The 24,031-nt window shown below is 73.7% G+C and carries 4 protein-coding genes; all 4 read left to right on the top strand.

All coding sequences use genetic code 11. The features are described from left to right. Positions 1–80 precede the first annotated feature (80 nt). The 4 genes from ABZ497_RS17695 to ABZ497_RS17680 all read left to right on the top strand — a co-directional run bounded on the left by ABZ497_RS17695 (position 81) and on the right by ABZ497_RS17680 (position 23,988). Entirely contained in the window at positions 81–18,482 is an 18,402-nt protein-coding gene (locus ABZ497_RS17695; protein WP_359806110.1) for a protein-glutamine glutaminase family protein, read from the top strand. Between the two features lie 101 nt (positions 18,483–18,583). Beyond that, entirely contained in the window at positions 18,584–19,027 is a 444-nt protein-coding gene (locus ABZ497_RS17690) for a hypothetical protein (protein ID WP_359806107.1), read from the top strand. 124 nt (positions 19,028–19,151) lie between these two features. Then, positions 19,152–20,438 (top strand): hypothetical protein, encoded by a 1,287-nt coding sequence (locus tag ABZ497_RS17685; RefSeq protein ID WP_359806105.1) that lies wholly within the window; start codon positions 19,152–19,154, stop codon positions 20,436–20,438. 106 nt (positions 20,439–20,544) lie between these two features. After that, positions 20,545–23,988 (top strand): right-handed parallel beta-helix repeat-containing protein, encoded by a 3,444-nt coding sequence (locus tag ABZ497_RS17680; protein WP_359806104.1) that lies wholly within the window; start codon positions 20,545–20,547, stop codon positions 23,986–23,988. The last annotated feature ends 43 nt before the right edge of the window (positions 23,989–24,031 follow it).

Below are 24,031 nucleotides of genomic sequence, written 5' to 3'. Positions count from 1 at the left end.
ACGGCCGCCGCTAGGGCCTGAGTCAGCCCGCCCGCCCCGCACCTCAGTACCGCCAGTCCCGCCCCCGGAGGCCCTGCGCCATGCCCCACTCGTCGATCCACGTCTCCCCGGGTGTGGCGAAGTTCTTCCACATCATCACCGGCATGCCCTGGCCGGAGAGCGACGAGGGGCTGCTGCGGGACGTCCGGGACGACTACCTCGCGCTGGCCCAGGACCTGCCGAAGCTGAGCGAGTACATCCTCGCGGCGATCCAGACCTGCAACACGAGGATCGAGGGCGAGGCCGCCGAGGCCTTCAAGAAGGAGTGGGGACGGTTCACCAGCTCGGACCCGGCCGCCGACCCCCTGCGCAACGCCGCCGGTCTCTGCACCCAGCTGGCCGAACTGGCCGGCAAGGTCGCCAACACCGTCGAGTACACCAAGTGGATGGCGATCGGCCAGCTCGTCCAGCTGATCATCGAGATCGCCTTCGCCATCGCCTGGTCCATCTTCACCGGCGGTGCCTCCCTGGTGGCGCTGGAGTGGAAGAAGATCCTGACGAGGCAGTTCCTGATCCAGCTGCTGAAGAAGCTCGCGCAGCTGATCGCCCTGCACGCCTTCGGCGGCATCGTCGGCGGCCTGATCCTGGACTCGATCATCCAGGGCATCCAGTTCAAGCGCGGTGACCGGCACGAGTGGGACACGGAGCTCACCAAGCAGGCGGCGATCTTCGGCGCTCTCAGCGGTGCGATCGGCGGGCCGCTGAACCTGCTGGGCCTGGGCCTGGGCAAGCTGCTCGGCCCCCGCCTGGCCAAGCTGTTCGTGCAGAGCGCCCTCAACGATGTGATCAAGGGGCTGGCCGGGGGAGCCCTCAAGGGGGCGGGCAAGGAACTCGGCGAGGGAGCGGCGGCCGGAGTCCTCAAGGGGATCGGCAAGGAGCTGGGCGAGGGTGCGGCGGCCGGTGCCCTCAAGGGGATCGGCAAGGAGCTGGGCGAGGGTGCGGCGGCCGGTGCCCTCAAGGGCGCGGGCAAGGAGGCCGGTCAGGGCCTGGGCCACCTGCTCGGGAACGAGGCGGCCGAGCGGTTCGCCCGGGGCATCAGCACGCTGCTGAAGGAGAACGCCCAGTACCTGTCCAAGGGCTTCAAGGCCGGGCGCAAGGTGGGCGCCGCGACCGGCGAGAAGTTCGTGCGCCAGCTCGGGGAGCTCTTCGAGAAGGAACTCGGGCAGGAACTGGGCAAGAAGCTCGCCCGGGAGATGGGCGAGCACGTCGGGAAGCAGTTCGCCCAGCACTCGCTCAAGACGGTGATGAAGGAGAGCAGTCAGGAAGCGCTGAAGGAAACCCTGGAGAACCTCGCCAAGGACGCCGGCAAGGTCGCGCTCACGCCCGAACTCAAGCTGCTGGTCGAGAAGATTCCCGAACTCGCGGGCGGCGTCAACAAGATGAACAAGATGTTCTACCTCGGGCACGTGCTGGGCAGCCAGATCGAGTCGGGCATCAACCAGTACCTCACCGAGGGCATCTACAACACGATCTACAACGGCGAGTGGCAAGCCAGCGGGATGAGCTTCGTCGGCGGCTTCATGATGGGCGGCATGCGGCACATGATCATGGGGCTGGCCTCGCCGCTGACCCTGCGGTACGCGGACTTCGTCCGCGGCCTGGAGAGCTCGCGCGTCACCCCGGAGAGCGGTGACAACTACGGATACCTCCACCCGCTGACCTTCCTCTCGGTGATCAGCAACATGGGCGGGTACTCGGCGCCGCTCCCGGTGCCCCGGCCCGGGCACATCGACCAGATCGCCGGGACGCGGCTGTCGGGCGGCGACGGTGCCTCGCTCAAGTCGGGCGCCGGCTCGCTGCCGTCCGTCCTCGGGTCCGGGAGCCACCACCCCGCGGAGAACGGCGAGGGCGTCCTCGCCGACCCCAAGGGCAAGACCAGCCACACCTCCTCGGTCGACGGCGGGTGGGACCCGAAGGCCCCCGCGCGACCGGTCGAGACGCAGTCCCGGGGCGACGGCCGGACGGGCGCGCCCGGTTCGTCCTCCGCGTCCCCGGCAGCCCCCGGCCACCGGGACGGCGCCGCTCCCTCACCCGCGCCCAGGACCCGAACGGGTGGCGGGCCCGAGAGCCCCGAGACCCCGAGGCCCGAAAGCCCCAGGCCCGAGAACGCCGGCGCCGGGGAGCGCGGCAGGACCGCGACGGCGTCCGCGGACGCCAACAACCAGGGCAGCACGAAGCCCCAGCCGCAGGCGCCCGCGCCCGACCCGGCGCGCCGCACCACGGTCGTCGACGAGCACGCCGAACCGCCCCTGAGCGAGCCCAGGAACGCGACGGGCGGCCCCGGGGGAGCGGGCGGACGAGCGGGGACGGACAACGGCCCGCAGCCGCAACCGCAGTCGCCCGCGAACGGTGACCGGAGCACGGCCCCGGTGCCGCCGCCCCTGCGCACCAGCACCGACGGCCCCGGCGACGCCACCGCGCCGACCCCGCCCGGCCGCCTCGACCCGAACCGCCCGGACGTACCAGCCGAGGGCTCGAAGACCCCGGACCCCAAGACCCCGGACCCCAAGGGCCCGGAGCCCAGGACCCCGGACGTGCCGGTCGCGGACCCGAACCGCCCCGCCCCGAACGGGCCGGTGCCGCCCGCCACCCCGCCCCGCGCTCCCAGGCCCGACGGTCCCACCGACCCGCACGACCCCGACGGCCCGCCCGTCCCCATCACCACCCACACGCCCTCCGGCCACGCCTACCACCGGGTCGACGCACCCGAGCACGCCAAGGTGCCCGTCGGCGACGAGCGGCGCACGGCCTGGCAGGACAAGCAGCAGGAGCTCGCCGAGCGGCACGACACCGTGCTCGCCGAGGCCGAGGCGAAGGAAGCCCTGCACAGCGAGGTCGAGGAACACCTCATCGAGGGCCACGCCGAGCTGCCCCGGGAACTGCGCGCCCTGACCGGCCCGGGCACCGAGGCGTGGCGACGCACCGCCGCCGACGTGCAGAGCGACATCGAGGCCCGCCCGCACGAGCGGGAGGAGATCCTCGCCGGCGCCGCCGACCGCCTGGAGCTGGCCGGCGCCCGCGAACTCGCCCTGCGGATCGCCGTCACCCGCTTCGACCACCTGCTGACCGAGCGCGGCCTCGACCCGGCGGCCACCGGTGGCGACCACCCGAGTGCGGAGATCCGCCGGGAGGTCTCCGAGCGCTTCCGCTCCGACGCCGAACGCGACATCTCCCAGCTGTACGCCACCCGCGCCGATCTCACCCCCGAACGCAACGCCCTGGCCACCCGGGCGCTGGAACACCGGCTGCGCCGGGCCGCCGGGGACCTGGAGGTCCGGCAGGCCCGCGCCACGCAGACCGCGCGCATCGAGCGGGCGGTGGAGGACGCCCACGCCGACTGGAAGCGGGAGAACCTCTCCGAGTCGGACCGCGCGCTGCTGGACGCGCTCGGCGTGCCGAAGGACGCCCGGGTGTCGGAGGAGGCCCGCGACCAGGTCGCCGAGGCCATGCGCGAGCGGCTCGCCGAGGTCCACGGCCGCCACCAGGAGCGGACGGCCCTGGACGCCGACGAGAACGGGCCGGGCACCGGCCGCCGGGACGAGGACACGTTCCTGACGATCGAGGACGAGAACGGCGACGACCTCGTTCCCTCCGACCCCACCCGCAGGGGAAAGGACAGGCTCGAGGCCGACTTCCGGGACGTCTTCGAGAGCCACCGCGGCGGCCTGTCCCACGACTTCACCGTCCAGGCGGTCCGCGAGACCGTGCTGAACCGCTCCATCGACGCGGTGAAGGACGCGGCCGGGGCCTGGAAGACCAGTGCCCCCGAGCAGTTCGGCGCCGAGGCGCTGAGCGCACTGGGCCTGGCCGCCGGCCCGTCCGAAGGCGCGGTGGCCGCCGCCCGCGCCCAGCTCGCCCGCCTCACCGACCGCGCGGTCACCGAGCACACCGCCGCCGATCGCGACCCGGCCCGGCTCAAGGAGGAACTCGACCGGCTGACCGACCCGGCCGAGATCAACCGCCTGCTGGCCCTGCACGGCGCCCGCGAGGAGGCGCTGCGCGCCGCCGAGGACACCGCCCGCACCAAGGTCCCGCACGACCTGGGCGGCCCCGACACCGCCGACGGCAGCGGCCACGGGACGGCGACGGCCGCCTCCGTCGAGACGGCCCTGGGACGGCCGGCGCGCGGCAGCCGCACCGACCGCTCCGAACCGCCGGCCTCCGCCGCGGCCCGGCGCGTGCGCGAGGGCTACACCGAGCGGATCCGCGCCGCGTTCGAGGAGAACTTCCGCTCCCTGCTGCGCGACGCGGACGCCGACCACAAGGCCGGCCTGCCCGAGCGGCTGGAGCAGTGGCGCCTCGAACGGGAGCGGCTGACGGAGGGCCTGGACCGGCACGTCGCCTTCGAACGCGCCGTACTCCCCGCCCGCGAGCACGCCGCCGCCGGCTACGACCGCCTCGCCGAGAGCCGCAAGGTGTCGGACGAGACCGTCCAGGAGCTGAAGACCCGCTACGGCGGCGAGTTCTTCGACGCCTACAAGGACCACTGGGGTCCGGAGGACCTGAACGGCGAGCACTGGCGCGGCCACGAAGCGGCCAACGAGAACGTCTTCGGCCGCCGCCCGTCCGAGGAACGGCCCGAGCCCAGGCCCGAGGCGGAGACCAAGCCCGAGGCGGAGACGAAGCCCGAGGCGGAGACGAAGCCCGAGGCCGAGACCAAGCCCGAGACCAAGCCCGAGACCAAGCCCGAGCCGAAGCCCGAGCCGAAGCCCGAGCCGACCCCCGTACCCGGGCCGCTCACCCCGTCCGGCCCCCTCGTCCGTCCCCGGGACAGCGTCCGGGAGCCGTCCTCGGGCACGAAGCGGGACGAGGTCCGGCCCGAGGGTCACGAGCTCGCCGAGCAGGGCGACCGCCGCCCTCACGCCCCCGCACCCGAGGACGGGGGGCCCGCGACCGCCGGGCCGTCGCAGGAACGGGCACGCCCGACGCTCCTGACGACCGGGCAGGACCACGAGGGCACCGGGTCCCGCCGTGAGGTGCAGGAGCCGGTACACCAGGTGCCGGCCGGGAAGGAGCGTCAGGCCACCGAGGACGCCGTCTACCCGGTGGCGCAGCGCACGCCCGCGCAGGCCCCGCCGCCTCCGCCGCCCCCGCCGCCGGGCGGTCCGTTGGCACCCCCGGCCCAGGGCGGTCCGCCGCCCCCGCCGCCGCCGGGCGGTCCGTTGGCACCCCCGGCCCAGGGCGGTCCGCCGCCCCCGCCGCCCCCGCCGCCGCCCGGTGGCCCGTTGGCGCCTCCCGCGCCGGGTGGCGCGGGGCAGCCCGTCGCCGTGCCGTTCGTGCCGGTGCCCTCGCACGGGCCGGTCCAGGAGATCCGGGAGCAGCACCGCGCCGAGGACGAACAGCACCTCGCCGCACTGCCGCCGCACACCGGTGGGACGCCGACCGTGTCCCCGGCCGACGCCGCACTCGGGCATCAACTGAGCGAGCGCTACCCGCGGATCAGCCTGGTCGACCCGGGCTCACCCGGCAGCGGCCACCAGGTCGCCTTCCTGCGAGTGCTGGAAGGCCTGGCCAGGATGGGCTATTCCGGCGAGGTCCACCTGACGTTCGCGCGCGGCAAGGCGCCGTTCTACGCCGAACGGCTCGGCCGTTCGGCCGACCTGGCGCACCCGCGGCGCTCCTACGAGCTGTTCCACAGTCCGTGGACGGGCGTCCACCAGGGGATGCGGGTGACCGCACACCCGGCGGGAGCGCCGCTGGACGTCGCGTACAACCCGGTCGCGCGGCGGATCGCCGCCGACGTGGAGACGTACTGGAAGTACTTCGCCTGGAGCGGGGCGAGGCCCGAGGGGGCCTGGCTGGACTCCAGCAGGCCGAGCGCACCCGTGCGCAGCCGGTACCTGGGCGACAATCCGCAGATCCAGCAGGACTTCCGGGACTCCGTCACGAGGGAGGACAACCGCGACCGGCCGATCAGTCCCGACCAGCACCTGACCTCCGACGTCCTGACGGCCGGCGCCCAGTCCTCCGGGCAGGGCCGGACGCTGACCGTCTTCGCCGCCCTGGACGCTCCGCACGGCGGGGACACGGCCGGCTACTTCGAGCAGAACCTGACCTCGTCCCTGCGGGAGATGACCGGGGAGCAGGATCCGGACGTCCTGGTCCTGCAGCCCTTCCTGTGGGACAGCCACCCCCGGCAGATCCGCCGCGGGGACGACGTCCTGGCGGAGCTGTGGCACGACCAGGGCGCCACTGTCACCTACCCCTTCCGCCCGCAGCCCGTCCCGGAGGACCTCCCGGGCCACGTCCGCGACCACTGGCCGGCGGCCACCGGCGCCGACGACCCGGTTCCGGACCTGGTCGCCGACCTCCTGCGGCGCGCCCAGAACAGCGAGATCCGGCTGGCCACCGCCTACTACGGAGACTCCATCGACGGCACGGTCCGCCACCGGGACATGGCCGCCCGGATGGAAGCCGCGCTGCGGGATGTCCCTGGCCCGCCCCGTCCGTCGGTCGTGGTCCTGCTGGGAGCCGGGCCGAACGAGCGACAGGACCCCGCGGAGCTGCTGGCCGGCCTCCGGGGCCTCTCCGACGCGCCGTCCGACGACCGCGGCGCCCACCAGCTGCGGCTGGGACGCGTGGAGCCGGCGGTGATGGAACTGTTCGAGCGCTACTCGACCCTGGTCGTCACCGAGGGCGCCAACACGTGGCAGGAGATCCTCACCCTCGCCACCCCCGGCATCTCGGCCCGCCCGGGCGGCGAGACCCGCCCCTGGACGCTGGCACCGAACGGCACCCAGTCACAGGGCGGCCACCGGATCGGTGAGGCCTCCGCGGCGCTCGCCACCGGGAACACCGCGGAGCTGGCCGCGTTCGTGCACGACCTGGACAACCCGACCGGCGAGGTGCGCGAGTACCTGGACGCCTGGCGCGAGTCCCTGAGCGCCGACGCCAACGACCAGTTCCGCAGCGCGGTCGAACAGCTCCTCGGCCAGCCGGAGCCCCCGGCCGGCGGGAACTCCGGGGCGGCGACGGCGGTGCACCAGCCCGCCCAGGCGCCGGCCGGGCCCGTCGCCGTACCCCCGCCGGTGCGGGAGCCGGGGCCGGTCGCGCCGCCGGAGGGCGCGGGCACGGTGCTGCCCGCCTCGTCCTGGGCCGACATCCGCACGTCGGCGCCGCCCGCGCGGATGGAGACGGTGCGTTTCGACCCCCTGGTGCGCGGTCAGGGGGGGCCGGGCGCCATCGCCGGGCCCGGGGTGCGCGAGCAGTACGAGGCCCGGCAGTTGAGCCTGGGCGGGCTGCACGGCGCCGACACCACGATCAGCTACGACGCGCGGCGCTTCGAGGTCCGTCCCGGGCACTGGGTCACCGAGTTCACGCTGAACCTGCACCTGCAGGGGCCGGACGGCCGCCCGCTGCCCGCGCACGAGGCCACCCGGATGCTCGACCGGGTCCGGTCGGTGGTCGACGAACGCTTCAACGAGCGATTCCGCCTGCCCGGCGGGGACCAGGTGCACCTGCGGGTGGACGGCACGCCGGACGCGGCCGGCGCGCACCAGACGGTCACCGTGGTTCCCGGTCGCGAACGCAGCGACCAGTTCACCTGGTCCGACGAGAGCCCGCCCGGTGTGCTGCTGCACGAGGCGCTGCACTACCTAGGCCTGCCGGACGAGTACGTCGAACCGGCGGCGAAGCCGGGCGACGCGTTCGCACTGCGCCGCCGCGACCGGTGGGCGGGCGAGAACGGTGTGATGGGCACCTCGGCCCACCGGGACGACTTCACGGTGCTGCCCCGGCACCTGGAGCGGATCGAGGACGTCCTGCGCTCGGGCCCGGTCCTGCGTGACCTGCCGCTCGGGCAGGAGCGCCCCCGCCCGGAGACGGTGGACGCGCCACCGACGCAGCGGCACCCGGAGACGGTCGAAGCGCCGCTGACGCAGCGGCACCCGGAGACCGAGGGCTCCGGCGCGCTGACCCCGACCGGCAGCGCCACCCGCGCCGGCGAAGTCGCCACCAGCAGGGCGCCGAACGCTCCCGCCCCGGTGCACGAATCACGCGTGAACGTGCTGGACGGGGGCCGGCTGTACCACGTCGTCGATGTGCCGGGCGACGGTGACTGCCTGCTCCACGCCGTCCTCGCCGGCGCCCGTGAGCTGGCCGGCTGGCAGCACGGCGACCTCACCGTCGACGGGCTGCGCGAGCTGGCGTCGCAGTGGTTCCGCAGTGACGCCGGCGCCGTGCTGCGCCACAACGCCGACAACACCGGCCAGCGGCCCCAGGACCGTCTGGAACCCGACGAGCGGACCCGGACCTGGCAGGTGCGCCGCAACCCCGGGGACGAGCCGTCGACGCTCTCCGCCGACCAGCTCGGGAACCTGCGCATGAGCGACCTGTACGACATGGGGCTGCGCAACCGGTCCCTGTGGAACACCTCCTTCTACGACCAGGCGCCGGTCATCATCGCCCACGCCCTCGGCATCCACCTCGTGGTCCACCAGGGGAACACCCGCGCCGCGTACAACTCCGACGTGCAGGGCCGCGAGGTGCACGTCTACCGCGATCCCGGCGAGGGCCTGGCCGCGCACTACTCGGCGCTGCGCCCCGACACCCGGGCGCCGGTGGCGGTGGAGACCACCCGTCCCGTCGACCCGCAGGTGGCGAAGGAGCTGGCCGGCCGCGTCAAGCCGGACATGGTCGTCGTCACCATGGAGCCCGGGCAGCCGGTCTTCCGGGTGACCGATGCCGTGACGCTGCGGGGGTACCTGATCCAGGGCAAGATCGGCGCGGTCAAGAACAAGGAGGGGTGGTCCCAGCTGGGGCCCGGGCTCTACACCGGCCACGACTTCGGTCACGCCGCCGCCTACAGCGACACCCTCTCCAACCTGCCGGTGGTCATGGAGTTCGCCCTCTCCCGCGGGGCCACGGGCCTGAAGGTGGAGAACATCACCCAGAACTGGACGGACAAGGAAGTTCCGCAGACGCTGGCGAAGTACGACTTCCTCACCGACGGGACGCAGTTCAAGTTCCACCCCCGCTTCTACGACGGCCTCCTCCGGGAAGGGACGCAGCCCGCGGACAAGCAGAGCGGCCTGCGAATCGCCGGTCTGAAGGTGAAGGAGGGCGAAGCGCTCTGGAACCACTACCGGACCGAGGACTTCGTCCCGGAGTTCGACGGCTACCTGATCAAGGCGCACCAGGACAAGGCGGCCCAGCACCCGCGGAGCCAGGACATGCCCGGCCCCGTCCGCGAGCCGGATCCGGTCCCGATGAACGCCGTCCTGGACGCCGCCCCGCCCGCCTCGCCCGGGGACCTCAGGCGCATCGCCTACCGCGAGCACGCCGAGGCCTTCGAGCGGCGGCTGGCCACTCACCTGCTCCAGCGCGAGGACGTCCAGCGCGAGGTCAAGAAGGTCGTGGACCTGGCCTGGGCCATGACCACCGGCGACAAGGACAAGGTCAAGTTCGGCTCCAGGAGCACGGGCACGACCGGCATGGTCGGTACCGACCGGCACCTGCTGCAGGAGGTCGTCGACCGCGGCAACCTCCGGGAGCGCATGGCCCTGCTCTACAACGGCTACACCTCCAACCACTTCGCCAAGCTCGTCCGACAGCGGCAGCTGCCGCGACCGGAGCAGCTGACGCGGGAACGGGCGGACCGCCACGACATCGGTGCCGAGGTCGTCAACCCGTTGACCGCGGAGATCAAGAAGGTCTACGGGGAACTGCTGAAGGGGCCCGTCGGCGAGTCCGAGCAGGAGGCACCATTCGGATCGTTCCGCACCGACGAGCCGTACGGGCCCGTCATCGACAGCATCCGGGAGAGCCACGCCGGACTCCGGAGCCAGCAGATCGGGGACTGGAACCGCAAGAAGACCGTCGAGGACGCGCAGAAGGCGGCGGAGCGCCGGGCCAGGAGCATCCTCGAAACCGACCGCAACCCCCTCGACGTCAACCCGCCGCTGGGCCGGGGCGAGTGGTACAGCGCCGTGGACAAGGAGGGCCGGCTCGGCTGGCAGCCGGGTGCCAAGAGCTTCCACTACAAGCTCGGTTCCAAGTTCCAGCAGGACGCCCACGACAGCGGGGGACTGGTCGTCAGCGGCACCTCCGGCACGGCCTTCGGGATGCTCCAGGCCGTCAAGGAGCTCGCCAGGACGAAGGAGGGCAGAGCGGCCCTCGACAAGATGAAGGCCGAGCCCGTCGACTTCGAGCTGTTGAGGCTGGGGCTGCTCGGCTGGATGGTGGAGTCGGACGACCACACCTTCCACGAGATCATGACCGGTTCCCGCTTGTTCTCGGAGAGCCTCACCCCCGAGGAGCGCGCGGATCCGAACCTCACCAGGACGGACCTCACCTACAGCGACACCTACCACCGCTACCGCTTCCTCGCACCGCTGACCGAGCAGCACCTGCGCAGTGAGGTGGCGCCGGAGGGACGCTTCCCGGACGAGCACCTGGTGGGGGACTGGTCACTCGACGACCTGGCGCCCCATGTCCCGGCGCCCGACTCCCCGGCCGCCGATGAGCACCCCTCCGACGCCGAGCAGCCGACCCGGGAGGGCGACACCGGTTCCGCCGGCAGCCTCCGGCAGCCGGCCGCCGCGCCGCCGGCCTCTGCCGACCAGGCCGCGGTGGACCTGGCCAGGCGCCACCTCGGCGCCGCAGCCCAAAACCCGGCGCTCCGCGAGTTCATGGGGCGGATCAAGAACGGCGCGTTCACGAGCAAGCGCGACGACCAGGGCATGCTCCGGATCCGTGAGGGGGAGCGGTACGAGGCCCTGCTCGGAGACGTCCAGAGGTTCCTCGACCACGCGCAGGCGATCCCCCCGGCTGGGGCGCAGGAGGCGGGGGGAGCCCTGCGTCTGTACCGGGCGGTGCGGATGGACCCCCAGGGCCGCGAACGGGACGTCTTCACCGAGCTGCTGCCGTCGTCCACCTCCTTCGACCGGGAGTTCGTCCAGGACTGGATGTCGAACGGGGGCGGCGCCGACAACTACGCACTGTTCGAGATCCACGTGCCGCAGTCCCATCCCATGCTGGCGCTGTCGTTCCCGCCGGGCCACTCCAGGGCCGATGACCCGGAGCCGGTGAATGAGAAGCAGTCCGAGGTGACGCTCGGACCCAGCCGCCTGACGGTGATCGCGCGGGAGGAGGACGGCCGCTTCCACGTCATCTCGGCGGACGCCGAACCCCTCTCGGTCGACGACATCCGGACCGAGGTCGAGAACTGGTCCAGCGACATGTCGATGCCGGACGCGTTCCAGGCGTTCACCCGGTTCTTCAGCGAGTCCTCGCTGCGGGCCGCCTACCCCTTGGACCTCAAGCCCCACCACCGCATCACGGAGTCGTGGTCGGCGGACGGCCTCCAGAAGACCGTCCGGATCGAGCACCCGCACGAGGCGTTGAGCGGACAGTTCCTGGAGGTGACGATCAGCCACCAGGACGAATCCGTCTCGCTCCTCTGGCGTTCCAGCGAAGACACGCCGCCCGACGGAGGCGAACCCTACAGGCGGGACCCGCTGGTCTACCGCGCCGCGACCATCGGCGACGTGAGCGGGAGCCTTCGCGAGCAGAAACTGGCCACGAACCCCAGCTTCGAGTCGATCGACCTCCCGTACGACTGGTTCGATTTCGACGGGGAGTTCGAGACGCAGGACGCACCGAGCGTCCTCGACCACGGCTCCGACCGGCATCAGCCCTTCACCGAGGGCGAACTGGTGACCCACGCGATCGTCGGCGAGGACGGCGTCAACGTGGGGCGTTCCTTCCACACCGGGGAGGATTTCGGCCTGCGCCGGGAGACGCACCTGAACTTCCCCTCGGAGCGGACGGCTGCCGAGAACCAGGTCGCCAACCCGGACTTCGCGCCGCAGCGGGCCGTCCGCCCCGACGGAGGCTTCGACTGGGCGGCCGTCCATCGGGGCGAGAACAAGCCCGGCGAGCGCGACGGCGACGACGCGGACGTCCAGGTGCCGTGGGATCCGAAGAGCAAGCCGTACTTCGCCAACCTGCACGGCGCCGGGAACTGGTTGAAGGTCGCCGTGCGCACGCCGGCCGGCACGGAGGGCTACAAGTCCGTCTCGTACCGGGACTTCGGCGGCATGCTGAACCGCCGGGCGAGCCTGTCCGCCCGGGCGGAGGAGTCGCCGGTCGTGCTGCTGGCGTGCGAGGCGGGCCTGTCCCGCGTGAACCTGGGGCTGATCGCCGACGCCACCGGGCGCACCGTGCACGCGACGACCGGCAAGACCTACGTCGCCAAGGAGGCCGACGGCAGCGCCAGGCTGGTCCAGCTGCGCCGACCCGGCCAGGACCGCCCCGGGTTCGTCACCGTCCACCCCACCGGCAAGGACACCGGCGGCGACCCGGGCACGGCCGCTCACCGCACCGTCACCGAGACCACCGCCGCGCACGGGACCGACGAGAACACCCCCACCGTCCGCACCGTCATCGACGCCCACGACGAGATCACCGTCCTGGCGGAACACGGCGGGAGCACCGCGCCGGCCGCCCAGGACGGGAACGCCCGGCCGCCGCTCGACGGCGGGCCGATGCGCCTGACGGACCACCCGTCCGACGTCCCGATGCGGATGCCCGGCCCGGACGCCGTGGACCCGTTCCGGGCCGGTGCCGAGCGGGAGCAGCTGGGCGACCTGCGCCGGCGGCTCGCCGACCTGCCCGAGGGCAGCCCCGAACGCCGGCAGCTGCAACGGGAGATCGACCGGACGCAGGAGAGGCTCCGGTCCGCCTTCACGACCTTCCTCGACCACGACGGGAGCGACCTCGCCGCCGCCGCGCGGGTACGCGAGGAGGAGATCGCAGGGCTGCGGACCCAGACGCCGACCCCGGGGACCTGGCAGGAGGACCACCGGCGCCGGCAGCTGGACACGCTGGAGCTGGAGGTCCGCGAACTCCAGGCCGAACTCGACCGCCACGCCCTGGACGCCGAGTCCAAGCAGCGGATGGTCCCCAGCGCGCGGGACCTGGCACTGGTGGCGCACCTGCGGGAGCCGCAGAAGCACCCACTGGAGGATGGGGCACACGAGTCGGCGCTCCTGGACCGCCTCACCGGCGCCCGAGTCGACTGGACCGCCCTGCACCCGGTCCAGGCGGCCGCCCTGGTCATGGTCGAACGCAAGGCGATGGCCTTCGAGCAGCGCGACCGCGCCCTGCTCACCGAGCGGCTGACCGCGCCCACCGGCGAGTGGCGGTGGGCGGCGAAGTACCCCCGGGACACACCCGAGGCGGTCGACCGGCTGATCACCGACGTCGAGAACCACATGCGCGACACCATGTACATCGCCACCAACTTCCACTTCGACCAACCGCTCAACGCCAACCGCCAGACCACCTTCGGCGCGTCCGGCCGCGGCTTGGGCGGGTGGGGATCGAAGTCGAAGACCCTGCTGGACAAGCTGATGGCCGACAAGCAGGGGCTGTTCCGCAACGCCTGGGAGACCGGCGCCTCGCAGGCCGCGGTCGTCCCCTCGCGCCGCGGCGGCGTCGAGGAGCACTTCGGCTACGCGCCCGCTCTGCGCCGCAGCCACGACACCCGCCACCTCTACCAGGACACCGGCAGCGACGACAGCCGGTTCAAGCCCGCGAAGGACGACCGCGGCCTGCTGCCCAAGTACGGGGCGCTGGTCTCCGACCTGCAGCCGTTCGGCGTGGCACGCCGCTACGGCGCGTTCGCGCTGCACTGGTCCGACGACATCCGGGGCCGCGTCACCCACACCCCCAACGACTCCTGGACGGCGCGCGAGAAGGGCGCCCTGTCGGTGACCTCCGACTCCCACCTGCTGCCGCTGCTGCTGTGGGGCGAACCGGCGATGGTCGAACGGGTCTTCGGCGAGGCGACCGGTTTCCGGCACGACCCGGACTTCGGCGCGCGGATGCTCACCGAAGGCATGGACACCAACAGCTACTTCGAGACGCAGATCCACGGCCCGCTGTCCTGGCGCGACCTGCGCCACGTCGTCATCAGCCACCAGCGGCCGAGCGACACCCCCGTCCCCCGGCGCGACCAGCAACTGCCCACCCGGGAGCGGGCCGAGGAGATCGCCGACAAGCTCCGCGCGTTCGCGGCCAAGAAGGGCCACACCTTCACGGTGGAACTGCGCCCGGCCGGCACCATGCCGGAGCGCAACCGCCCGCAGGACGTCCTGGTCCCCACCGCCGCGCCCGCCCCGGCCCCGCAGCCGCACCCGGGCGCCGGCACCGGCCTGACCACCAGCGGCGACGACCAGGTCCACAGCACGGCCGAGCAGCTCGTCGGCCAGCCCGAACCCCCGGCCGGCGGGAACGCCGGCGCGACGACGGCGGTGCGCCGGCCCGCTCAGGCTCCGCCGGTTCCCGAGCAGACGCCGCAGGTTTCCGAGCAGGCCCCGCCGCTGCCGCCCGCCGTCCAGCCGCCCGCCGTCCACCCACCTGCCGTCCTGCCCCCCGCCGCGAACCGGGACGTCCCCGCCACCCGGACGGGCCTGCGGATGGCCTCCGGCTCGTTCGTCGGGGACGAAGGACGGAACAACAACCGCCCGGCCGACGTCCTGGCACTGACCCGCCGACTGGAGGACCTCGGCGCCGTGGCACCGGACCGGGCCGAACAGGTCCGGCAGGACGCGGAGCCGTTGCAGCGCCGTATCGAGGCCCGGGCCAGGAACCGCAACGCCCCACCGCTCAGGCTGCCGGTGCCCCCGGCGACCGTCGAGCCGCTCGTCCGGGCCACGGCCGAACACCTCGCCTCGCCGCTGGTACCCGAGCACGCCGGCGCGCTCGGCCTGACGCTCTCCGCCAGTGTCGGCCCCGGCGGTGCCAACCACCGCGCGGACGTGACCGCGGTGGGCCGCAGGCTGCACGACCTGGACCTGCTCGCCGGCACCGACCGCGGCGCCCTCGACCACCCGGCCGACGGCGGCGCACTGCCACCGCCCGTCCTGGACGCCCTCCTGACGCTGCGCGCGGACCACCTGGCCGGCTGCTTCGACCTGCCCGCCGCGGAGGGCGGCCGGCAGCTGGCGCAGGCCATGCACGGCCTGTCCGAGCGCGGGGTCGTCCTGGACTGGCGTGCCTCGGGCGCCCTCGACCTGGAGCGCACCGCCTTCGCGGACTGGGCGCTGGAAGGCCCGGCGGATCAGCCGCCGCCGTTCGCGCAGGACACCACGCTCAACTGCTGGGAGTCCGTCCTGCTCACCGCCCACACGGCCGGGCTGATCAACTGGGACCGGATCCACGACCTCTACGCGGCCGACCTGACGGGCCCCCAATGGACGGCCAACCTGATCGCCGGCCTGCTGCCGCACACCAGGACCACCTACGACGCGAACGATCCGCACACGCCGCTCCCGCGTGCGGGCGACATCGTCGTCTTCGGTCGGGGCGACCACGTCGCCGTCGCCACCGGCCGCACGGACGAGCACGGCGCGCCGCGCCTGCTGAGCTTCGGCGTCAGCCCCACGGACGACCCGGCCGAGGTCAACCGGGTGATCGAGCTCAGCGCGCCGGACCTCTACGAGGGCCCCGCCGAGTTCGGACCCGGCCCCTGGAGCGAGCGCCCGGCACCCGACCAGGTGGCGTCGCAGGATTCCGCGCACCCGGAGGCCGCGCTGACGACGGTGCCCGACGCCGGGCACTTCGGTCCTGGCCCCGAGCACACGCCGGCCGCGGACCCGCCGGTCACCGGCCGCCGCGGCGAGCTGCGCGAGGCGCTGGTCCACCACGAGGCCTCGGGCGCCTACCGGCTGGACGACCCGGCGGTCGGCGAGCAGGCCCGCCGGCGGATGGCCGGGACGCTGGACCGCTTCCCCGCCGACGAACGCTTCCTCACCGTGGCGATGCACACCGGCCCCGACGGCGTGCCGCGCTGGCAGAACACCCGGGTCACCGAGGGCGAAGTCGCCGACCTGCTCGCCTCGTTGTACGAACAGCGGGCCTGGGACGGGAACAAGCCGGTGCAGCTGGTGGCCTGCTCCTCGGCCCGCGAGGGCGAGACGTCGTTCGCCGCCGGCGTGCTGCGGGAGCTGCGCCTGCGCCTGCCCGGCCTGGACCTGGAGGTCTACGCCCCCAGCGGCCTGGCCTGGTTCGCGCCCCCGGTCTCGGGGCCGTTCCGCAGCGACCCGCACGGCCCCGGGGCGCTGGTGGTCGCCCGGCAGGTCGCCTTCGACAGTGCCGGCCGTCCCGTCCTGGTGGAGGGTGGCGGCTGGGTGAGCCTGACGGCCCCGCGCGGCGCGTCCCCCGACGCCCCGCCCGTGGTGCGCACCGTCGGCGCCCACCTGCCGGTGAACGGAACCCTCCCGCCGCGCTCGACGCCGGCGCCCGAGGGCTACACCGTGATTCCGGACCGCTCCGCGCCGAACGGCGACCGGTTGGCGTCGCACAGCGACGCGGTGGCGTTCTCCGGACGCCGGCGCAAGGGCGGGCTCGTGGACTCGGACTCGAGTTCGGACTCGGGCTCGGGCTCGGACCCGGGCGAGGGCCCGAGTTCGGGCAAGCGCATCCGCCCGAACGATCGTCCCGATACGGACGAGGAGATGGTGTCGGACGACGACACCGGCAGTGAGCTCGCCGATTCGGCGGAGGACTACCGCGACCTCCTGCGGGTGGTAGGCAGGCGTTCCGACCAGCTCGCGGCCTTGTGGGGGAGGGCCGAGGTCGGCAACGCCCCGGATGCGGTCTTCACCCGGATCAGGGCCGAACGCGATGTGCTGACGGCCATCCAGAACGTCGGCCTGGTGCACTCGGTGCGGGCAGCCGACGCGCTGCTGGGGCTGCTGAACGACGAAACGGAGAACCGGCGCCAAGACCTGACCGACCGCCGCGATGCCCTGGCCCAGCAGACCGTCGCACTGCCCTCCGCCGACCGGTTCCAGGCGCTCCACACCGACGTGATGAGCCGCTACAACCCCGAAGGCGGAAACCTTGCCCAGAACTGCGAATTCCGGGCCCACGCCCTGTCCGAGCTCATCACCGAGGCAGACCCGGGGATCGGCCGCCAGCACCTCGCCAAGGTCTGGGCCTATCCCGCTGCCGAGCACGGGCGGCTCCACCCGGACCACGAGTGGAACCACCACGTCGCGGTGCTGGTCGAGACGGCGGGAGAGAGCCGGGTGATCGATCCGCTGCTCTTCCCCGACCGTGCGGTCAGGTTGCAGGACTGGCAGGCGGTGCTCGCCATGCCCGGGCATGGCGCACCGCTGACGCACCGGGCGCCGTGGGAGTTCTTCGGCGCCCCGGACCGCGAAGGCCGGCTGGACACCGAGTCCGCTGCTCTGATCGACGGGGCGACCAGGCAGCAGATCGACGGGTGGAAGCGCCAAGGTTCGACTCCGGTGGACGGCGCACAGGTCTTCGGGGACGCCGACGCCAAGAGCACCGAATCGAAGAGCACCGAATCCAAGAGCACCGACGCCCTCACGTCCGACCTGGTCGAAATGGCGCTGTCGGGCAAGCGGGCGTCGGCCGACGCCCAGGGGGAGGTGAAGCCGGAGGAGGCGACGGAGGGGAAGGGCAAGGACAGGGCCGAGGACACCGCCGAGGACACCGTCGTGAAGCCGGACCCCGACACCGTGGAGGTGGCGAGGGCGGTTCTGGATGACTCCCTCCTCGCTCCGCTCTTCGCCGGCACCGACGTGACCAAGACCTACGCCGTCATCGGCCTGGAGTTGAAGGGCGACAAGAGCTGGCAGACCACGGAGGCCGTCACCAACGGCAAGGACGAGTCCATCAACGGCAGCCGGTCGCTCCAGGCCGCCACCCGCTGGGCGGACGAGAACGGCCTGAGGACGCAGCGCTACGACGCCGAGGTGAAGGGGCTGGCGAAGGCCTACCAGCAGATGAAGGACTGGGGCTTCGCGCCGGTGCCGTCTTCCGGCAAGCCGCCGGAGAAGGCCGCCCTGCGGCCCGGTGCCCAACTGCCTCCCCAGCCCGAGGGTGTGCTCACCGTGCTCTCCTCCCGAGGCACGTGCGCGAGCTGCAAGGAGGTCGTCAAGGACTTCCGGGAGGCGTTCCCGAAGGTCAGCACCTACGTGGGGTACACGATCGCCGCCAAGCAGAAGTCGACGTCCTCGGACCAGGAGCGCACGTACACGAGGGGTGGCAAGGAGGTGCCGGGCACCATCGAGTACGGCTGGAAGCAGACGTCCAGGCTCAACTCCACCAGTGCGTACCTGCCCAAGGGGAAGGACATCGCCTTCAAGTACTTCCCTTCGAAGGACGGCGAGTCCGCCTGGAACCAGAGGCTCGCGGACAGGGCGGTCGAGGAGGCGGCCGCGGCACGGCGGGCGGCGGAGGCCGAGGCCCTGAACGTGATCGACGGAGCGGTCAGGCCGAAATCGGCGGAGAGGGTGATGAAGTTCGTCGAGGACTACACCGGTCCGGAGGACGACTTCGTCACGCAACTCGACAAGCACATGAAGAGCGGCTTCCTGGCGTGGAAGCTCACCCCCGAACTGCGAGCCGCCCTCCCGCTCTGGTTCAAGCGCAACCCGCGGCCGGCCATCAAGGGCAGCAGCTGACCGGCTCCGCGCCCCACCCGGTGAACACCGCCCGCTCCGGGCGCCGTTGCCCCGGGTGGGGGCACCCGGGGGGGCGGGGCCGACAAGCGAGGGAGCAGGACATGGATCAGCAGCAGGAGCACGAGGACGTCGGGGAGTTCCGGCTGGCGGCGGTGTTCGACATGGTCGACCCGGTGACCGGGCCGGGGTTCTCGGACCGCGCGGTGGTCGAGGACGCGACGGAACGGGCCGCGCTGGCCGGGTACCTGCGGGCCGGCGCGGAGGTGTTGATGACGCCGATGCTCATGGACGACATCTTCGACACCTCCCGGCAGGGCGCCGTCCCGCTGAACTACCGCACCGACGGCGAGTGGATCTGGACCGACACCGTCACCTACTACCTGGAGGAGTACGACATCGCTCCCGAACCCGGGCTGCTGGCTCACCTGCGCGAGCGGGGCGACGCACGGCCCCGGCCGGACGCGGCGACCCTGGAGCGGGCGGCCGACTTCGTCCTCCACCCGCCGCAGCCGGCCGAGCCGGCCTGGCGCCTGGACACCGACTGAACCCCGCGTGCCCCGCCGTCCGTGAGTTCCTAAGGGACGGCTGTGTCGGGCGGCCGATGAGGCCGGGACGGGCCGTCCCTGTCGGGTGTCGTTGTCGAGAGCCAGGGAGGCCCGGGTGGGCAAGGTGCGCAACGGACGTGAGAGTCAGCCGTCGGGCGGGGGCGTCCAACTGCCCGCCGTGGCATGGGCGGTGCCCGAGCCGGCCGAGGAGGCCGGGCAGCCGGCGGAGGCCGCGGCCGGGCCCGCGCGGCGGGCGCCCGCCGCTGTGGGCGCCGCCGGGGCGATGCCCCCGGTCGGGGAGAGCGGCGCCGCGGCGCCCGGGCAGTCCCGCGCCGGGGTGAGCGCCGTGCCCGCACCGGCGGGAGCGGCCGAGGAGGAGGGCGGCCAACGCCGCCTCCCCAAGTCGATGGTGGCCGCCGCGGTGATCGCCGGCCTCGTGCTGGTCGGGGTGCCGCTGGCCCTCTCCGGGTTCGGCGGGGACGGCCCCCACACCCCCGGCGCCGACGGCCCGCCGCCCGCCGGGTACTCCCAGCCGGACGGCGGCGGCGACGGCTACGTGCCGGGCCCCGACGCGCCCGGAAACCCGCCCGGTAACCCGCCCGGCGACCAGCCCCCGCAGCCCGGCCCGCCGGCCGACGGCCCGGCACCCGGGGACGGCGTGGTCCCCGCCGCCGCCGGGGCCGCCGCCCTGCCCGACGCCGTCCAGGCACCCGACCCGGGCCCGAGCGCACGGCCCACCGGTCGTCCCGCCACCGGCACCGCGGCGAGCGCCCCCGCACCCGCCCAGGGCGCCGGGCAGAGCACCGCCCAGACCACCGGACAGGCCGCCGGCACGCCGCAGCCCCAGCCGCCCGCCGCCGAGCAGCCCGCCGTGCCCCCGGCCAAGCCCACCCAGCAGGCGGCCCCGCCGCCCCCGCCCCCGCCGCCGACCTACTACGCTGTCGCGGGCCCCGGCTGCGGCGGGTCCACCTCCATGCAGCTGAACGGCTGGTACGACAAGGGCCAGGAAGGCTGGCGTCGCAACTCCGGCGGCTACACCGGCGACGGCTGCGGCGGCGGCTTCAGCTCGGTGCCGATGTCCGGCGACGCGAACGACGACAAGAGCAACTCGGTGGTGTGGACCTTCACCACCGGCCCGGTCACCACCGGCACCTGCAACCTGTCGGTCTTCGTGCCCGACGGGGACATCAAGGCGGTCGGCGGCGCCCCGACCTACTACACCGTGCAGGACAGGTCCTTCGAGGTGAACCAGGTCGCCCACCGGGGCCAGTGGGTCTCCGCGGGCACCTTCCCGCTCAGCGGCGGAAGGATCGCCGTGGTGCTCCACAGCCGCGGCAACGACTGGAAGGGCGGCACCCAGACCTACGCCCACCACGCCGCCTCCGCCGTCAGGGCCAACTGCACCGGCTGACCCGCGGCCCGCACCACCGGCAGCCCAGCGACCGCCGCCCGCACCACCGCCCGCACCACCGCCCGACCAGCGTCACCGCCCCACGAACGACGGAGGAGAACGCCCGATGAGCCGCCATGTGCTGACGGTCTGCGCGGAGCCGAGCGGCGGCGGTTACCGCACGATCGGCGCCGCCCTGGAGGCGGCCCGCAGCGGAGCGGTCATCAGCGTCCGCCCGGGCCGTTACGAGGAGAACCTGGTGATCACCAAGATGGTGACCATCACCGCCGAGGAGGCCCGCGGCAGCGTGCGCATCTCACCCCGGCGCGGCGCGGTGGTGCAGGTGGTCGCCGAGGCCGTCCAGCTCACCGGCCTGGTCCTCCAGGGCCAGGACGAGGAACTGCCCACCGTCGACGTCCCGCGCGGCCAGGCCGCCCTCCAGGACTGCGAGGTGGCGGGCAACTCCTGGACGGCCGTGCTGGCCCGCCAGCAGGGCTCGCTGGCGATGCGCGGCTGCCGCGTCGTCAACCCCGCCGGGGCCGGCATCGTCGAGACCTCGACCGGCACCAGCGTCATCGAGGACTGCGTGATCGAACACCTCGGCAGCTCCGCCGTGGTGATCGGCGAACGCGCCAACCCCGTCGTCCGCGGCTGCGTCATGCGCGACGCCCGCGGCAACGGCGTGTGCGTCAACGGCGAGGGCCGCGGCTCGATCGAGGACTGCGAGATCTCCGCCACCGACAAGCCCGGCATAGCCCTGGAGGAGAACAGCTCCACCCGGGTGCTGCGCACCACCGTCCTGGACACCTCGATCGGCGTCTACGTCAGCTCCGCCGCCCAGGTGGTGCTGGAGGACTGCACCGTCAGCTCGACCCGCGGCCACGGCGTGGTGCTGGCCGGCGGCACCGACCCGCTGCTGCGGCGCTGCCGCACGGTGCGCACCAAGGGCCACGGCATCCACGTCACCGGCCGCTCCCGCGGCCGCTTCGAGGAGTGCGAGGTGGCCGCCTCGGAGCTAGCCGGGATCCTGGTGGACGAGTCCTCCAGCCCCGCCCTGACCCGCACCGCGGTCGCCGACAGCGCCGGGGCGGGAGTGGAGCTGACCGGCGAGAGCGCCGCCGAGTTCGACCGGCTGGAGGTGCGCGGCGCGGCCGGGGCCGGGGTGAGCGTCCGCGACGGCGCCAACCCGCTGCTGCGCCGCCTGGACATCGCGGAGGTGCGCGGCCACGGCGTCGAGGTGTTCCGGGAAGGACGCGGACGGCTGGAGTCGTGCGTGCTGTCCGCCACCGGGCGGGCCGCACTGCGGGTCGCCGACGGCGGCAACACCCAGGTCGGCGGCTCCACGGTGCGCGGCGGCGCCCCGGCAGCCGGCCCCGGCCGGGCCGCCGCGGTGGCCGGGGTCGAGGTCGGCCCCGGCGGCGTCGCCTCCCTGCGCGACTGCGACATCGCCGAATGGACCGGCGACGGCGTGCTGGTCGAGGACGGCGGCGAACTCACCATGGTCCGCGCCCGGGTGCACGGCAACCGCGGCCACGGCGTGCTGACGGCGGCGGGCAGCCGGGCCGCGCTGAACGGCTGCGAACTGACCGACAACGCCGGCGACGGCCTGCGGGTGGACTCCGAGGAACCGGTCCGGGTCACCGGGTGCACCGTCGCCGGCAACCGCGGCTCGGGGCTGCGCCAGACCAGGGCCGGCAGCCGGCTGGCGGTACAGGACCTCACCAGCCGGGACAACGGCCGCGCCGACAGCCACGGCAGCGCGAGCGCCGGCGCCGAGGACGGCCCCGCGGCGGTCCGGCCGGCCGGCGCGCAGGACGGCACCGGCGCCGGGGACCGCGACGACGCCACCGACCCGGCGCGGCACTCGGCCGCCGCCCCGCCGCCGCCCGAGCCGGAGGGACCGCAGGCCGCGCTGCAGGCGCTGGTCGGTCTGGAGGGCGTCAAGGACCAGGTGGCCACCCTGGTCAACCTCAACAAGCTGGCCCGGCGCCGGGAACAGGCCGGCATGCCGGCTCTGCCGATGGGCCGCCACCTGGTCTTCGCCGGGCCGCCCGGTACCGGCAAGACCACCGTCGCCCGTCTCTACGGCGCCATCCTCGCCGAGCTCGGCGTGCTGCCCAGCGGCCACCTGGTCGAGGTGGCCCGCGCCGACCTGGTCGCCTCGATCATCGGCGGCACGGCGATCAAGACCACCGAGGTCTTCCAGTCCGCGCTCGGCGGCGTGCTGTTCGTCGACGAGGCGTACACGCTGTCCGCCGGTTCCGGCGGCACCGGACCGGACTTCGGCCGGGAGGCGATCGACACCCTGGTCAAGCTGATGGAGGACCACCGCGACGACGTGGTGGTGATCGTCGCCGGGTACTCGGACGAGATGCGCGACTTCCTCGCCTCCAACCCGGGCCTGGCTTCCCGTTTCAGCCGCACCGTGGACTTCCGCAACTACTCGCCCGAGGAACTGGTCACCATCGTCGAGCGGTCCGCCACCGCGCACGGCTACGAACTCGACGCCGTCACCGTGGACGCGCTCGGGACGCACTTCACGCGGATGCCCAAGGGCGCCGACTTCGGCAACGGCCGCGCCGCCCGCAAGGTGTTCGAGGAGATGGTGGACCGCCAGGCGTCCCGGCTGGCCGAGCTCGCCGAAGTCACCGACGCGGACCTGCCGCTGCTGCTGCCCGAGGACCTCGGCGCGGAGGCCGCCGCCGCGGCCCGGGCGGAGGCCGGCGCGGCGGGCGCCGACGGCGGCAGGGGCACCGAACTGCTGGAACAGCTGCGCTCGATGGTCGGCCTGGCCGCCGCCAAGGAGCAGGTCGAGAACCTGGTCAACCTCATCACCCAGGTGCGCCGCCGGGAGGAGGCCGGCCTGCCCACCGCGAAGATCAGCCACCACCTGGTCTTCGCCGGGCCGCCCGGTACCGGCAAGACCACCGTCGCCCGCCTGTACGGCGAGCTCCTCGCCGAACTCGGCGTGCTGCCCGGCGGTCAGCTGATCGAGACCGCCCGCGCCGACCTGGTCGGCCGCTACATCGGCCACACCGCCCAGCTCACCCGCGACGCCTTCGAACGCGCGCGCGGCGGCGTGCTGTTCATCGACGAGGCCTACACCCTGACGCCCCGCAACGGGGCCGGCGGGGACTTCGGCCAGGAGGCGGTGGACACCCTGATGAAGCTGATGGAGGACCACCGCGACGAGGTCGTGGTGATCGTCGCCGGCTACCAGGAGGAGATGGAGGGCTTCCTCGCCTCCAACCCCGGCCTGGCCTCCCGCTTCTCCCAGCAGATCGCCTTCGACCACTACAGCGCGGACGAACTCGTCACCATCGTCCGGCTGCAGGCCGAGCAGGCCGGCTACGTCTGCGCGCCCGAGACCCTCGCCGCCCTGGCGCAGCTGTGCGAAACCGTCCCGCGCGACCGCAACTTCGGCAACGGCCGCTTCGCCCGGCAGACGCTGGAGGCGATGGTGACCCGGCAGGCCGGGCGCCTGGCCCGGCTCGACATCGGCGACGTCTCGGAGCTGAGCCTGCTGCTGCCGCAGGACATCCCCGTGCCGGCGCGGGCGAGGGCTGTATGACCGGCGCTCGCTCCCGTACGCGCCGCGCCGCGCGGATCCGACC

Origin of the sequence: Kitasatospora sp. NPDC005751 (genome assembly GCF_040630835.1) — a bacterium.
Classification (GTDB): Bacteria; Actinomycetota; Actinomycetes; order Streptomycetales; family Streptomycetaceae; genus Kitasatospora.
Note: the sequence above shows the minus strand (reverse complement) of the source record. Positions and strands in the feature narration are given on the sequence as shown.

Bases quoted from the DNA above. Each gene is read 5' to 3' on its own strand.
- ABZ497_RS17695 (WP_359806110.1), top strand. From the start codon at position 81: ATGCCCCACTCGTCGATCCACGTCTCCCCGGGTGTGGCGAAGTTCTTC.
- ABZ497_RS17690 (WP_359806107.1), top strand. From the start codon at position 18,584: ATGGATCAGCAGCAGGAGCACGAGGACGTCGGGGAGTTCCGGCTGGCG.
- ABZ497_RS17680 (WP_359806104.1), top strand. From the start codon at position 20,545: ATGAGCCGCCATGTGCTGACGGTCTGCGCGGAGCCGAGCGGCGGCGGT.